The following is a 12,565-nucleotide window of genomic DNA, read 5'->3' on the forward strand; positions in this document are numbered from 1 at the left end:
CGTCGGCGATCTCGGCGAGGGCCCTGTACGCCGCCCATATGCCGTTGGAGTAGACGCCGTCATCATTGGTGAGGAGGATTTTTGGTCGCATCGTTAGAGGAAAGAATGGGGCCCTATCCCTGATAGTCGTTTGCGATCAATATCTACAAAAGCGGCCGGCGACAATCCTTTAGAGAATGAGGGCATTTCTTGCAGAATACACGGTCTTCCACGACCCGGCCCTGGCGACCGAGGGGAAGGCCATGATGGCGGTACTCAGCGGGAGTTTCTCGCGGTGCGGCTACGAGGTGGTCACCCCCCGCAGCGGCGACCTGATGGCCGAGATCGAGACCCTCGCCCCTGACTGCGACGTCGGCCTCGTGATCGCCCCTGACAGTCTCCTCGCCCCCCTCACGAAGAAGGTCGAGGACTGCACCGAGAACCTCGGGTGCAACTCCCTGAACGTCGCCCTGTGTGCGAACAAAAAGCAGTCCCTGAAGGTCCTCGCCGCCCACGGCATCCCGGTTCCTGCGGAACAGACCGAGGGGTTGAAAGTGGTCAAGCCGGTGTACTCCTGCGACACCGCGAACACCCGTCTCACTGAAGATGCCCCCGGGGAGGGCGAGATGGGCCAGGAGTATATCGGGGGCGAATCCATGTCTGTCAGCCTGGTCGTCAACCGCTATGTCGGCGAGGCCTGCCTCTTCTATACGGGACGGCCACCCCTCGTCCTCTCCCTCAACAGGCAGCACATCCCCCTGGAAGATGGTGTCTTTACCTACATGGGCGGGGAGACTCCCATCGACCACCCGATGAAGGAGGAGATTATCGAGACCGCCGTGAAGGCGGCGTCTGTCATCGGCTGCCAGGGCTATGCCGGCGTCGACCTCGTCGTCACCGACAGGCCCTATGTGCTGGAGGTCAATCCCAGGCCGACGACAAGCCTCGTCGGCATCGCCGCCTGCATGAAGGAGGAGATCGCGCAGGTCCTCGTCGACGCCTCCCGCGGCATGGCGCCCGAGAGCGTCAGCCTCACCGGCCGCGTCCGCTTCGACCGCAACGGGAAGGTGGAGAGGTTATTATGATCGGGATTGACGTCGGCGGCGCGAACCTGAAGGTCGTCGACAGGGACGGCGCCCATATCCACTACTGCCCCCTCTGGAAGGAGGCGCCCCTTGCGGAGATGCTCCGCGGGTATGCCGGAGGGGGGGAGAACGCCGCCGTCGTCATGAGCGGCGAACTTGCCGACAGTTTCGAGGGGAAGACCGGGGGGATCAGGTTCATCGTCGATGCGGTGAAGGAGAGTTTCCCCGACGCCGTCTTCTACGGCACCGACGGTGAGTTCCACGACGGCGCTGTCCCCGAACTTGCCGCCGCAAACTGGCTTGCCTCGGCCGACTACCTGCGGGGGAGGTACCCCGGCGCCGTCCTCCTCGACGTCGGGAGCACCACCGCCGATATCATACCCCTCGGGCGTTTCGACGACCTCCGCGGCCTCACCGACCTCCTCCGCCTCCAGAAGGGCTACCTCGTCTACACCGGCATGCTCAGGACAAATGTGGCGACGCTCGTCCACGCTGTCGAGGTCAGCGGCGTCTTCACCCCTGTCTCGACAGAATACTTTGCGTGCAGCGGCGACGCCCATCTCGTCCTCGGCCAGATCACCCCGGAGATGTACACCTCGGCGACACCCGACGGCGGAGAGGTGACCGTCCCTGCGGCGATGCGGAGACTGGCGCGGGTCGTCTGCGCCGACCCCGAGGAGATCGGGGACGAGGCGATATACGGCATCGCCCGGCAGTTCTGGGCGGCGCAGTCCGGGATGATCCTCAGGGCCGTCTCCGAGTGTGCGTCGACAGCCGGCACCGGCGCCGTCCTCTGTGGGGGGATAGGTGCGGCACTCTTTGCGAAGATCCTCGGCGGGGTCGACCTGAACAGGGAACTCGGCGGGATGGCAGACGCCCTGCCCGCCTATGCGGTCCGGGAGGTGGCGTCACGCACAGGCTCACCCTGAGCCTCCTCCTCCTTGCGGGTTCCGTCCTCGTGACCGTGGTCTGCTTCTTCCTCGGTCTCCCGTTTTTCTTTCTCTTTCTCTTCGTGCCGCTCATCCCCTTCCTGTCTCCGCAGCGGGTGAAGAGGTGTCCTGTCTGCGGATGGGAAACCACAGGCCGCGAGGACTTCTGCCCCTGGGATGGGTCCCGCCTCGTCCCTGCCGACGGCAATCGGGATGAGTGAGAGGAGCGAGTTCGGCAGGCGCAGGCCGTAGAGGGGTGTCGACGGCACCGGGCGGGCGCGGCGGGCGGCATAGTTCCGCACCGAGCCGCGGTCAAGGACGATCCCCATCTCGTTGAGGACACGGGCGGCGCGGTTGGCAGGGAGGTCGTCGGTGAGGACGAGGCAGAGGTCGACGACCGGTGACCCGACCCGCGTCTCCGGGTAGAAGGGTGCGTCGGCAGTGCAGAGGGCACCGCATGCACCGCACCGGAAACGTTTCACCCAGATTTTAACTTCTTTCTCTCCTTTCCTGCTCCTCAATCTGGCAAAATGGCGTTTTTTCATGTCATGGGCCCTGACCTCCCCGCCGCAGACCGGGCAACGGACGGGTTTTACGAATTCGGCGCCGTCGACAGCCGAGATCGCGGTGACGACCAGGTCGGCGAGCATCGGGGGGAGACGCACATGCATGTGAAGACCTGCGCGCCCCCCCTATTTGAGGATAGCCGGCTCGCGAGGTAAAATAGTACTGTTGTCAGTTAAACAGTCGCTCTCGATCAAAATGATGGCGCAGGTCTTCTCTTCCACCACTATTCATCAAAAATCATCCAATCCGGCACTATACTTATATAATCCGAATCCGACCTTCTTTGCATCCGAGGTTTATCCATGGAAATGAAGTATGTCCGTACGACATGCCCGTACTGCGGTACCGGGTGTTCCTTCAACCTCGTTGTCAAGGACGGAAAGGTCTGCGGCGTCCAGCCGTACCACCGCTCTCCGGTCAACGAAGGGAAGGTATGCCCCAAGGGCACCTATGCATGGGAGTTCGTGAACCGTGAGGACCGCCTCACCACGCCCCTGATCAAGAAGGACGGCAAGTTCGTCGAGGCGACCTGGGACGAGGCCTACGACCTCATCGCCCAGAAGTTCAAGTCCTACAAGCCTGACGAGATGGCCTGCCTTTCATCAGCCCGTACCTCCAACGAGGACAACTACGCGCTGATGAAGTTCGCCCGCGGCGTCCTCAAGACCCGCCACATCGACCACTGCGCCCGTCTCTGCCACGCTTCGACCGTTGCAGGGCTTGCCGCCTCCTTCGGCTCCGGCGCGATGACCAACTCCATCCTGGACATCGCCCAGTCCAAGTGCCTCTTTATCCTGGGGTCCAACACCTTTGAGCAGCACCCGCTCATCGGCAGGAAGATCGCCCAGGCAAAGATGAACGGTGCGAAGATCATCTACGCCGACCCGCGTTTCACCGCCACCGGCAAGCAGGCCGACCTGTACATGCAGTTCCGCTCCGGCTCCGATGTCGCCATCCTCAACGGCATGATGCAGTACATCATCCAGAACGGCTGGGAAGACAAGGAGTTCATCGAGAAGCGGACGAAGGACTACGAAAAGCTGAAGGCAGTTGTGATGAAGCCCGAGTACAACTTCGAGAACGTCTCGAAGATCTCGGGCATCCCGGTCGAGCAGCTGAAGCAGGCGACCGAGTGGTTCGCCAAGTCCGAGGCTTCCGCCATCCTCTACTCGATGGGCATCACCCAGCACACCACCGGCGTGGACAACGTCAAGTCCGTCGCCAACATCCAGATGCTCACCGGCAACCTCGGCAAGCCCGGCGCCGGTGTGAACGCTCTCCGTGGCCAGAACAACGTGCAGGGCGCCTGCGACATGGGTGCGCTCCCGGTCTCCTTCACTGGCTACCAGAAGGTCACCGACCCGGCGGCCTACAAGAAGTTCGTCGATGCATGGGGCTTCCCCGACGGCATCTGCGAGCCGAAGAACGGCTACGAAGTCACCGTCATGATGGACGTCCTCACCGACAAGCCCGGTGAACTCAAGGCGATGTACATCATGGGCGAGAACCCGATGCTCTCCGACCCCGACCTCACCCACGTCGAGCACGCTCTCAAGAGCCTCGAGTTCCTGGTCGTGCAGGACATCTTCATGACCGAGACCGCCGCCCTCGCCGACGTCGTGCTCCCGGCCACCTGCTACGCAGAGAAGACCGGCACCCAGACCTCGACCGAGCGCCGCGTCCAGATGTGGCACAAGGCTCAGGAGGCACCCGGCCAGGCCAAGCTCGACTGGCAGATCATCTCCGAACTCGCCGCCAAGATGGGCTACGGGGCACAGTTCGCCTACAAGTCCTCCGAGGAGATCTTCGACGAGATCGCCGCGGTCACCCCGTCGTACCACGGCATGAGCTACGCCAGGCTCGAGAAGCCCGAGGGTCTCCACTGGCCCTGCCCGACCGCCGAACACCCCGGCACCCCGATCCTCCACATCGGCAAGTTCTCGCACCCCGATGGTTTCGGTGTCTTCTTCCCCATTGAGTGGAAGCCGCCAGCGGAGGTCCCGGACGCGGAGTACCCGCTCATCCTCACCACCGGCAGGTGCCTCTTCCACTGGCATACCGGTTCCATGACCCGCCGTTCCGAGCACCTCAACGCCGAGGTCCCGACCGGCTGGATCGAGATCAACCCCGAGGACGCCAAGGCCCTCGGCATCGTTGACGGTGAGATGGTCAAGGCGACCTCACGCCGCGGTACCATCAATGTCCCGGCGAAGGTCACGAAGGACATTATGAAGGGCGTCACCTTCATGCCGTTCCACTTCGCCGAGTGCGCAGCAAACGTCCTGACCAACAATGCCCTCGACCCGGTCGCCAAGATCCCGGAGTTCAAGGCATGTGCTGTGAAGGTTGAGAAGATCCAGGAGGCCTGAAAATGTCAGCAAAAGGCGATATGTATTACGCGTGGTCTACCGATGCTGACCTCCTTGCAAAGGGCGAGTGCGGCGGTGCCGTCTCCTCGCTCCTCAAGTTTGCCCTTGAGAGCAAGATGGTCGACGCGGTCCTCGCTGTCAAGAAGGGTGCGGATATCTACGATGCCGTCCCGACCCTCATCACCAACCCTGAAGAGATCGCGCAGACTGCGGGCTCCCTCCACTGCGGGACGCTCCTCCTCTCCAAACTCTTCAAGAAGTACCTCAATGGCGCCAGGGACATGAAGATCGCGGTCACCCTCAAGGGCTGCGATGTCATGGGCATGTACGAGCTTGCCAAGAGGCAGCAGATCAACCTCGACAACGTCTACATGATCGGTCTGAACTGCGGCGGGTCTGTGAGCCCGGTCTCCGCACGGAAGATGATCGCCGAGAAGTTCGGCGTCGACCCCGACACTGTCATCAAGGAAGAGATCGACAAGGGCCAGTTCATCATCGAGACTGCCGAAGGCCACAAGGGCATCAAGATGGACGAGCTCGAGGAAGAGGGCTACGGCCGCAGGTCTAACTGCCGCCGGTGCAAGATGAAGGTCCCCCGCCAGGCAGACCTCGCCTGCGGTAACTGGGGCGTCATCGGCGACAAGGCCGGGAAGGCAACCTTTGTCGAAGTCTGCTCCGAGAAGGGTGCGGCACTCCTCGACGCCGCCACGAAGGCCGGCAAGCTTGCCACCGAGGCGCCGAACCCGAAGGGTATCGAGATCCGCGGCAAGGTCGAGAGCGCCATGCTCAAGCTCGGCGACTCCTGGCGTGCGAAGGACTTCGCAAGCCTCGGCGAGGGCAGCGCCCGCCTGAAGAAGATCGTGGAAGAGACCTCCCGGTGCATCAAGTGCTACCAGTGCATCGAGAACTGCCCGATCTGCTACTGTGTCGAGTGCTCCACGAAGAAGCCGTACCTGGTCAAGCCAGGTGAGGTGCCGCCGAACTTCATGTTTCACCTGATCAGGTTCGCGCACATCTCCGACTCCTGCATCAACTGCGGGCAGTGCCAGGAACTCTGCGCGATGGATATCCCGAACTCCCTGTTCATGCACGCTCTCCAGGTCGACCTCCAGGAGATGTTCGGCTTTGTGCCGGGCGTCGACATGACCCTGCCGGTGCTTGCACTGGTCGAAGAGAACGAAGAGCGGGCCCGTCTTGCCGGTACCGGCAGCGACCAGATCTTCAACATCTTCAAGACGGAGTAAATCCTTCTTTTCCCTTTTTTTTCTGCGGGGCGCACCAGCCTCTTTTTCCTGTTGTGATCGAAAGTGGACTCTGTTTGTCCGCTCACGAGGCGACGTTTCGGGCGGTCAGGGGGGAGAGGTCGACCTGACGACGACGGTTTCCTTCAAAGCTGGAAAAACGGTACATAGGAAAGTCCTGTTCTCTTCTTTCGGTCAGTCCCGGCGGGGCTAAAGGTATATCCGGGCGGCGGTCACACCGGGAATATCTGATCCCCATGGACCCGATACACCTCCTCGGCCTTGCGGCTGGTTCGCTCACGACCCTCTCCTTCATCCCGCAGGTGGCGCAGACCCTGCGGACGCGGTCGGCGCACGACTTCTCCTATGCGATGCTCGTCTGCTTCCTCGCAGGTCTCATCCTCTGGTTCGTCTACGGCGTGGTCAGGGACGACCCCGCGATCATAATTGCGAACGCGGTCACGGCGGTCCTTCTGCTCTGCATCCTTGCGGTGAAGATCAGGTCGCCCTGATCACAGATCACACCCTGCGAATCGTTGGGTGAGAGGGTGGCGCTCAGTCGATGTCGTCCTCGTCATAGGTGCCGGTGGCGATGAGGTTCTCGTCGATGTCGTCCGGATACGGGAGTTCGACTACCTCCGCCCCGTCGGGCAGGATGTCACCGATTTCAAAGAACATCGTGTCCGGGTACTCGCGCTCTTCAAGCTTCCCGTTGACCAGTCGCACAATCACGATCATACGTGCATTTTTCTCTGCTGATCAGCATATAAACGCGGCGATCTGCATACGGGACATCCCGTCGCCCCGTCACCGCTCCTGTCATCGGGTTCGTGTACGGTGCCCAGAGGGGCGCCCGTCGTCATGGTCGCCGTGATCGGGATGGCAGTCCGGGATACATCTATCGAGGCATGTCCGGATCTCTTCTCTGCGGAGGATCTATGGCCACCCACGCGTCACGAAAATATGAAGTGAAGGGCATCCCCCTGATCTGCCCGATCTGCGGCAGGGACCTCTTCTGGACGCGCAAAACCCAGATGAACACGACAGGGGCGACCCTCTTTGGCCTCGACTGGGCGAACAGAAACGCTGTCAATTACATCTGCGAGCACTGCGGTCACATCCTCTGGTTTTGGCCGGAGGAGTAGATTATTTCCTGCCGGCCCTGACGCATTCTTCGAGGAGCGTGTTCGTCCTCTTCTGCTCGGCGAGGATCTCCTGCTCAGTCTTCAGGACCGCCTTCATGAGGTCGAGGGCGAGCATGCTCCTCTTGAAGAGTTCCTCCTTTCTGTCGCCGAAACGCGCCTCGAAGCCGGTGAACTCGCCCGTGGGTTCTGAGACCTCGACGGAGAGGCCCTCGACCGCGACCACCGGTTCGCCCCGCGCCCGAACCTCTTCGAGAAAGGCCACAAGGTCGGCGGCGTCGCCCTCGGCGACCATCTCGACCGTGCCGTCGGGGAGGTTCCGGACATATCCCGCGACCCCTGTCCTGGCCGCGCACCCGCTGACATAACTCCTGTAGCCGACGCCCTGCACCCGGCCGCGGGCAATGGCATGCACACGCAGTCTGCCCGTTCTCCCGGCAAGGGGGCTTTCGCTCTCCTGCATGAGGGGTAGTATGGAAAAAAGAGTTTATGGAGGTGCCGGTCAGTCAACCGGCAGGGTGCGGACTGCGCTTGCCTTGAAGGAGGCGATGACCGTCATGCCCGCAGCCAGGCCTTCTTCATCGGCAGAACGCCTGGTGACGAGCGCCGTGAGTGGGAAACCGCAGTCGAGGTGGAGGCGCACGAGCGCCCCGCCGAGGGGGACGATGCCGGTGACCTCTGCCTCGAACCTGTTCCTGGCCATGCCGGTGCTCTCGCCCCGGCGGGCGATCGCGACGTCAGCTGCCCCGATCACCGCCGCCACCCTCTCCCCGACAGAGGCGTCGGAGATGGCCGCAATGCTGGCGTTGCCGACCTGCACCGTGACAAGACCGTCCGTGTTTTCGGTCACGGTCCCGTTGAGGATGTTCTCCATGCCGACGAAGCGGGCCACCCTGACAGACTGCGGGTCCTCGAAGACCTCCCGCACCGGCCCCTCCTGCGCCAGTCTGCCGTCGATGACCACCGCCGCCCGCGTGGCGAGGCGGAGGGCCTCCTCCCGTGCATGGGTCACCTGCACGATGGTGAGGCCCCTCTCCCGGTGGATACGCGCCATATCTGTCATCAACCGTTCCCGCGTCAGCGGGTCGAGGGCCGAGAAGGGTTCGTCGAGGAGGAGGATCTCGGGTTCCACGGCAAGAGCGCGGGCGATCGCCACCCTCTGCTGTTCGCCTCCGCTCATCGTCCCCGGATAACGGTCGGCGAGGTGCTCGATCCCGAAGGACGAAAGCAACCTCTCCGTCCGGCGGGTGACCTCCTCCTTCGGGAGTCTCTGCATCTTCGGGCCGAAGGCGATGTTCTCCCGCACGGTCATGTGGGGGAAGAGGGAGTAGTCCTGGTAGACGAGGGCGATCCGCCGCTTCTCCGGCGGCACGGCCGAGACGTCCTCACCACGGATGAGCACCTGCCCGGTGTCCGGGAGGTGGAGGCCCGCGATCGCTTCCAGGACCACGGTCTTTCCCGCCCCCGACGGCCCGATGATGAAGTAGTAGTCACCTTTCTCGATGGAGAGGGAGACGTCCTTCAGGGAAAAATCGCCAAGGGCGAGGGAGACATGCTTAAACTCTATCATATTTCCTCCCGATGAAACGGCTTGCCGTCCTCAGCACGATGAAGACAGTGAAACAGGCGAGGATCATGACGAAGGCAACAGTGCTGCTCTCCTTGATCCCGCTCGTCGTGAACCGGTAGTAGATGAGCGTGGAGATGACCATCGGGTAGTAGGCGATCATCACGATCGCGGCGAACTCCCCGATCGCTCTCCCCCATGCAAGGATGCTCCCGTTGAAGATGTCGCGGGCGGCAAGGGGGAGAGTGACCCGGTAGAAGGCAGTGAACCGCGAGGCCCCGAGAGTCCTGGCCACATTCTCCAGGTGGACAGGCACCTTCTCGAACCCCTCGCGCACGGCGTTCACGAAGTACGGCGAGGCGACGAAGACCATGGCGACGACGATGCCGGGATAGGCGTCCTCGAACGTGATGCCGATCTCCTGGAGGGGTGCGCCGATGAGACCGCGACGCATGAAAAGCAGGTAGACGAGGATGCCGGCCACGGTGTGCGGGAGGATGAGGGGGATATCGACGATGCTCTCCACCACTCCCTTCCCGCGGAAGTCTGTCCGTGCGAGGACATATGCCAGGGGGATACCGAGGACGATGAGGATCAGGACGGCGTTCAATCCCGCGCCCATCGTCAGGACGATGGAGTCGACCACCTTCGCGTCGGCGGCGACCCTGAGGAGATGGGGGATGTCGGAGAGTTCCTTCACCGTCATCGAGAGGAGGGAGAGGACGGTGAGGCCGAGGATCACGCCGCCGATGAGTGAGAAGGAGACCAGGCAGCGGTCGCGAAGTACTGATGTCCGGGCCATGATCTGTCAAAAAAGGAGAGAGTTCAGGGAGATGCGGTGAGAGCCTTCAGACTCTCCGGGACAGCGCCGAAACCGCCTGCCGGGACGATCGGGGACTGGCCCTGTGCGTCCATGATAGCCTGCCCTTCGCTGCCGATGAGCATCTCGATGAATGCGACGCCGCCCTCAGGGTTCTCGGCGTTCTTCGGGACAGTGGCGCCGTAGACGATCGGCTTTGCGGTCATGAGGCCACCGGCAGTCTCGATCTGCACCTTTGCATAGTCGTCGGCGTAGTCCACCGAGGAGAGGTCGATTGCTTCGGGGAGTTCGACGAAGTTAAGGCCGTTCTGTTCGGCGACCGAGCGGTACTCCCATGCATAGTCGATGCCGCCGTTCTGGAGCATCTGGACAAGTTCGACCGACTTCGGCCTGATCTGGAAGGTGTCCTTCGGTTCAGGCGAGGTGGCCAGGACCGTGTAGGTGCCGTTCTTCTCGGTCACCGTGATGTTCGAGTGCTCGGAGACGACTCTGTCGAAGATGGTGTCGTTGCCGTAGTGCTGCTCGGCAAGCTGGATCGCCATCAGGGAGCGGTAGCCGCAGGGGTCGAGGTTCGGGTCGGAGCAGGCCCACTGGACGTCGGGCTTCTCCAGGATGGTGTGCCAGGTGTCGGCGTTGACCTCACCGGCGTACTTGCTCTGGTTGGTGTAGCAGAGCACGATCTGGCTCTTGGAGAAGGTCACGTACCAGTCGGCCGAACCCGGCATCATCATCTTCGGGATGAGGGTGTAGTCGGCCGATGCAAAGACGTCGGCGCTCTTGTTGAGGTCGGTGATCTCCTTGACAAGTTTGGTCGATCCGCCGGGGACGAGCCTGACGTCGACGCCCTGGTGCGCCGCTTCGTACTGCTTCTCGATCTCCTCGAAGGGAGCGGTGAGGCTGCCTGCGTGGTAGACGGTGATGATCTGGCCGGCGGCCGGTGCTGCTGCGGTCGTCGTCTCGGCCGGTGTGGCCGTCGCCGCAGGGGTCTGGTTGTTGCTGTCTATTTGCTGGGTGGTCGTGCAGCCGCAGAGGAATATGGCGGCGCAGAGGACCAGTGCCGTTGAAATAGCCACAATTTTACTATTCATGAGTTATAAACTCGATATAATTCAAGATAACTCTTTTTATCTGTGCCTGGTTAATGAAATGCCATTATCCGGGCTCTCTGCAGGGGCACGACAAGTCTTAACCGTCTCTGCGCCGAACCTGTCCATACTATGTGGAAGGCGCTGGACATAGAGGAATGGAAGAACCAGCGGCGGTCCGACCTTGCAGGGGCGAAGGACGCCGTCGCCGGTATCATCGATGCGGTACGGAAGGACGGGGACGGGGCGCTCTATGCGCTCACGAAGAAGTTCGACCACATCGACCTTGAGGACCTGGCCGTCGCCCCGGAGGAGTTCGAGGGTGCGTACGAGGAGGTGGACGACGCCCTGGTCGAGAGCCTTGCCGAGGCCGAGGCGCACATCAGGCGTTTCCATGAAATGCAGCGCAACCATTCGCTCTGGCTCGACGAGGTGGAGCCCGGCGTGATCCTGGGCGTGAAGACGACGCCCCTCGACCGCATCGGCGCCTACGTGCCGGGCGGCAGGGCGGCATATCCATCGACCGCCCTGATGACCACGGTCCCGGCGCAGGTGGCCGGCGTGGCGGAGGTCTGTGTCTGCTCCCCGCCCCCGATCCATCCCCTCACTCTGGTGGCCCTCGACATCGCCGGCGTGGACGAGTGCTACCGCGTCGGCGGTGCGCAGGCGATCGCGGCGATGGCCCTCGGCACGGAGACGATCGACCCGGTCCAGAAGATCGTCGGGCCGGGGAACGTCTTTGTAACGGCGGCGAAGATGATGCTGCGCGACGAGGCCGAGATCGACTTCCCGGCAGGCCCGTCGGAGATCGGAATCCTCGCCGACGAGACAGCGAAGCCCGCCTTCGTCGCCGCCGACGTGCTGGCGCAGGCGGAGCACGACCCCCATGCGGGGTGCATCCTTGTCACCACCGACCCCTCCCTGCCGGCGAAGGTCGGCGAGGAGATCAAAAGGCAGATGGCCACAGCGGAGAGGCGGGCCATCATCGAGAAGGCCCTCGACCACTCGGGGTATATGGTCGTCCGCGACCTCGACGAGGCGGTCACGGCCATGGACGAGATCGCCCCCGAGCACCTCTCCATCCAGGTCGCCGACCCGATGGCGGCCCTCACCTCGGTGCGGAACGCGGGGTCGATCTTTGTCGGGCCGTACACCGCCGTCGCCTTCGGGGACTACGCCTCAGGCACAAACCACGTCCTGCCGACCGCAGGCTATGCGAAGGTCTACTCGGGTCTCGACATCCACCACTTCTGCAAGACTTCGTCTGTCCAGATGATCAACAGGGAGGGGCTTGAGTGGCTCGGCGGGATCGTGGAGAACCTCGCCTCTGCCGAGGGCCTCCACGCCCATGCAAACTCTGTCAGGATCCGCAGGCGGAAAGACGCCTGAAACCTTCTTTTTTTCGGGCCGTCGGGCTCTGTTGCATTCTTCTTCCGGAGTGAACATGAGGGGTGCTCACACCCTTGCCTCTACGTGATGGATCGGCAGAGGACGGGAACCCTCTCTGAGCAATCCCCGGCCGCCTTCCCGCCCCTATCGCAATCCCGGGGGCAACGAGGAGCGCAAGCGAGTTCGAGAACACAGAGAATTAAAGATTCTCTGAGCGTGCACATCTTCGATGTGCCACGGACCGAAGGTTTTCGCTGACGGGGGCAGCGCCCCCGGCGCGAGCGTGTGGGAAGGCATGTCGATCAGACGGGCCGCCCCTAACAGAAGAACGAGAAACTTTACCCTGCCCTCTCTCGCCGGGAGGAGACCCCCCGGATCCCCCCACGGCGAAG

14 protein-coding genes are annotated in these 12,565 nt (G+C 62.6%); 7 read left to right on the forward strand and 7 right to left on the reverse strand.

Features of this window, described 5'->3' with window-relative positions; genetic code table 11:
• A partial coding sequence (locus tag Q0520_RS05080) for a 5'/3'-nucleotidase SurE (protein WP_298667327.1) occupies positions 1 to 91 on the reverse strand: 91 nt, incomplete at its 3' end.
• 85 nt (positions 92 to 176) lie between these two features.
• Here Q0520_RS05080 and Q0520_RS05085 point away from each other — a divergent pair.
• Both Q0520_RS05085 and Q0520_RS05090 read left to right on the forward strand, forming a co-directional pair.
• Complete coding sequence (locus tag Q0520_RS05085; protein ID WP_298667302.1) at positions 177 to 1,064, forward strand: ATP-grasp domain-containing protein; 888 nt, start codon at positions 177 to 179, stop codon at positions 1,062 to 1,064.
• Positions 1,061 to 1,993, forward strand: coding sequence for a hydantoinase/oxoprolinase family protein (locus Q0520_RS05090; protein WP_298667304.1), 933 nt, complete (start codon positions 1,061 to 1,063; stop codon positions 1,991 to 1,993). Before Q0520_RS05085 ends, Q0520_RS05090 begins: the two co-directional genes overlap by 4 nt.
• Here the strand turns inward: Q0520_RS05090 and Q0520_RS05095 are convergent.
• Positions 1,951 to 2,664, reverse strand: a complete 714-nt coding sequence (locus tag Q0520_RS05095; RefSeq protein ID WP_298667306.1) for a hypothetical protein — start codon at positions 2,662 to 2,664, stop codon at positions 1,951 to 1,953. The two genes, Q0520_RS05090 and Q0520_RS05095, sit on opposite strands and share 43 nt — an antisense overlap.
• A gap of 198 nt (positions 2,665 to 2,862) precedes the next feature.
• Between Q0520_RS05095 and fdhF the strand changes: the two genes are divergently transcribed.
• The 3 genes from fdhF to Q0520_RS05110 all read left to right on the forward strand — a co-directional run bounded on the left by fdhF (position 2,863) and on the right by Q0520_RS05110 (position 6,682).
• Positions 2,863 to 4,929, forward strand: coding sequence for a formate dehydrogenase subunit alpha (gene fdhF, locus Q0520_RS05100; protein WP_298667307.1), 2,067 nt, complete (start codon positions 2,863 to 2,865; stop codon positions 4,927 to 4,929).
• 2 nt (positions 4,930 to 4,931) lie between these two features.
• Entirely contained in the window at positions 4,932 to 6,173 is a 1,242-nt protein-coding gene (locus tag Q0520_RS05105) for a Coenzyme F420 hydrogenase/dehydrogenase, beta subunit C-terminal domain (RefSeq protein WP_298667310.1), read from the forward strand.
• A gap of 254 nt (positions 6,174 to 6,427) precedes the next feature.
• A complete protein-coding gene (locus Q0520_RS05110; RefSeq protein ID WP_298667312.1) occupies positions 6,428 to 6,682 on the forward strand; it encodes a SemiSWEET family sugar transporter in 255 nt (84 codons plus the stop codon).
• Between the two features lie 43 nt (positions 6,683 to 6,725).
• On the opposite strand, the gene Q0520_RS05115 is transcribed toward Q0520_RS05110, so the two are convergent.
• Positions 6,726 to 6,908 (reverse strand): hypothetical protein, encoded by a 183-nt coding sequence (locus Q0520_RS05115; RefSeq protein ID WP_298667314.1) that lies wholly within the window; start codon positions 6,906 to 6,908, stop codon positions 6,726 to 6,728.
• 200 nt (positions 6,909 to 7,108) lie between these two features.
• Between Q0520_RS05115 and Q0520_RS05120 the strand changes: the two genes are divergently transcribed.
• Entirely contained in the window at positions 7,109 to 7,315 is a 207-nt protein-coding gene (locus Q0520_RS05120; RefSeq protein ID WP_298667316.1) for a hypothetical protein, read from the forward strand.
• Position 7,316: 1 nt separating this feature from the next.
• Here Q0520_RS05120 and Q0520_RS05125 read toward each other — a convergent pair whose 3' ends face one another.
• From Q0520_RS05125 to wtpA, 4 genes are read right to left on the reverse strand one after another with little or no spacing between them, the layout of a single operon-like run.
• Positions 7,317 to 7,775, reverse strand: a complete 459-nt coding sequence (locus Q0520_RS05125) for an acylphosphatase (protein WP_298667318.1) — start codon at positions 7,773 to 7,775, stop codon at positions 7,317 to 7,319.
• 39 nt (positions 7,776 to 7,814) lie between these two features.
• Entirely contained in the window at positions 7,815 to 8,882 is a 1,068-nt protein-coding gene (locus Q0520_RS05130) for an ATP-binding cassette domain-containing protein (RefSeq protein WP_298667320.1), read from the reverse strand.
• A complete protein-coding gene (locus Q0520_RS05135) occupies positions 8,869 to 9,681 on the reverse strand; it encodes an ABC transporter permease (protein WP_298667322.1) in 813 nt (270 codons plus the stop codon). Before Q0520_RS05135 ends, Q0520_RS05130 begins: the two co-directional genes overlap by 14 nt.
• Positions 9,682 to 9,704: 23 nt before the next feature.
• On the reverse strand, positions 9,705 to 10,787 hold the full coding sequence (gene wtpA / locus Q0520_RS05140) for a tungstate ABC transporter substrate-binding protein WtpA (RefSeq protein WP_298667324.1): 1,083 nt from the start codon (positions 10,785 to 10,787) through the stop codon (positions 9,705 to 9,707).
• Between the two features lie 129 nt (positions 10,788 to 10,916).
• On the opposite strand from wtpA, the gene hisD reads away from it, so the two are divergent.
• Positions 10,917 to 12,173: a histidinol dehydrogenase gene (gene hisD, locus Q0520_RS05145; protein ID WP_298667325.1), complete on the forward strand. Its 1,257-nt coding sequence runs from the start codon at positions 10,917 to 10,919 to the stop codon at positions 12,171 to 12,173.
• The last annotated feature ends 392 nt before the right edge of the window (positions 12,174 to 12,565 follow it).

It is taken from the genome of uncultured Methanofollis sp. (assembly GCF_937919355.1).
Taxonomy (GTDB): domain Archaea; phylum Halobacteriota; class Methanomicrobia; order Methanomicrobiales; family Methanofollaceae; genus Methanofollis.

What these genes read in the sequence shown, in the direction of transcription:
- Q0520_RS05135 (WP_298667322.1), bottom strand. Translation starts at nt 9,681, where the DNA reads ATGGCCCGGACATCAGTACTTCGCGACCGCTGCCTGGTCTCCTTCTCA.
- Q0520_RS05125 (WP_298667318.1), bottom strand. Translation starts at nt 7,775, where the DNA reads ATGCAGGAGAGCGAAAGCCCCCTTGCCGGGAGAACGGGCAGACTGCGT.
- Q0520_RS05095 (WP_298667306.1), bottom strand. Translation starts at nt 2,664, where the DNA reads ATGCATGTGCGTCTCCCCCCGATGCTCGCCGACCTGGTCGTCACCGCG.
- Q0520_RS05090 (WP_298667304.1), top strand. Translation starts at nt 1,061, where the DNA reads ATGATCGGGATTGACGTCGGCGGCGCGAACCTGAAGGTCGTCGACAGG.
- Q0520_RS05085 (WP_298667302.1), top strand. Translation starts at nt 177, where the DNA reads ATGAGGGCATTTCTTGCAGAATACACGGTCTTCCACGACCCGGCCCTG.
- Q0520_RS05105 (WP_298667310.1), top strand. Translation starts at nt 4,932, where the DNA reads ATGTCAGCAAAAGGCGATATGTATTACGCGTGGTCTACCGATGCTGAC.
- Q0520_RS05110 (WP_298667312.1), top strand. Translation starts at nt 6,428, where the DNA reads ATGGACCCGATACACCTCCTCGGCCTTGCGGCTGGTTCGCTCACGACC.
- wtpA (WP_298667324.1), bottom strand. Translation starts at nt 10,787, where the DNA reads ATGAATAGTAAAATTGTGGCTATTTCAACGGCACTGGTCCTCTGCGCC.
- Q0520_RS05130 (WP_298667320.1), bottom strand. Translation starts at nt 8,882, where the DNA reads ATGATAGAGTTTAAGCATGTCTCCCTCGCCCTTGGCGATTTTTCCCTG.
- Q0520_RS05115 (WP_298667314.1), bottom strand. Translation starts at nt 6,908, where the DNA reads ATGATCGTGATTGTGCGACTGGTCAACGGGAAGCTTGAAGAGCGCGAG.
- Q0520_RS05120 (WP_298667316.1), top strand. Translation starts at nt 7,109, where the DNA reads ATGGCCACCCACGCGTCACGAAAATATGAAGTGAAGGGCATCCCCCTG.
- fdhF (WP_298667307.1), top strand. Translation starts at nt 2,863, where the DNA reads ATGGAAATGAAGTATGTCCGTACGACATGCCCGTACTGCGGTACCGGG.
- hisD (WP_298667325.1), top strand. Translation starts at nt 10,917, where the DNA reads ATGTGGAAGGCGCTGGACATAGAGGAATGGAAGAACCAGCGGCGGTCC.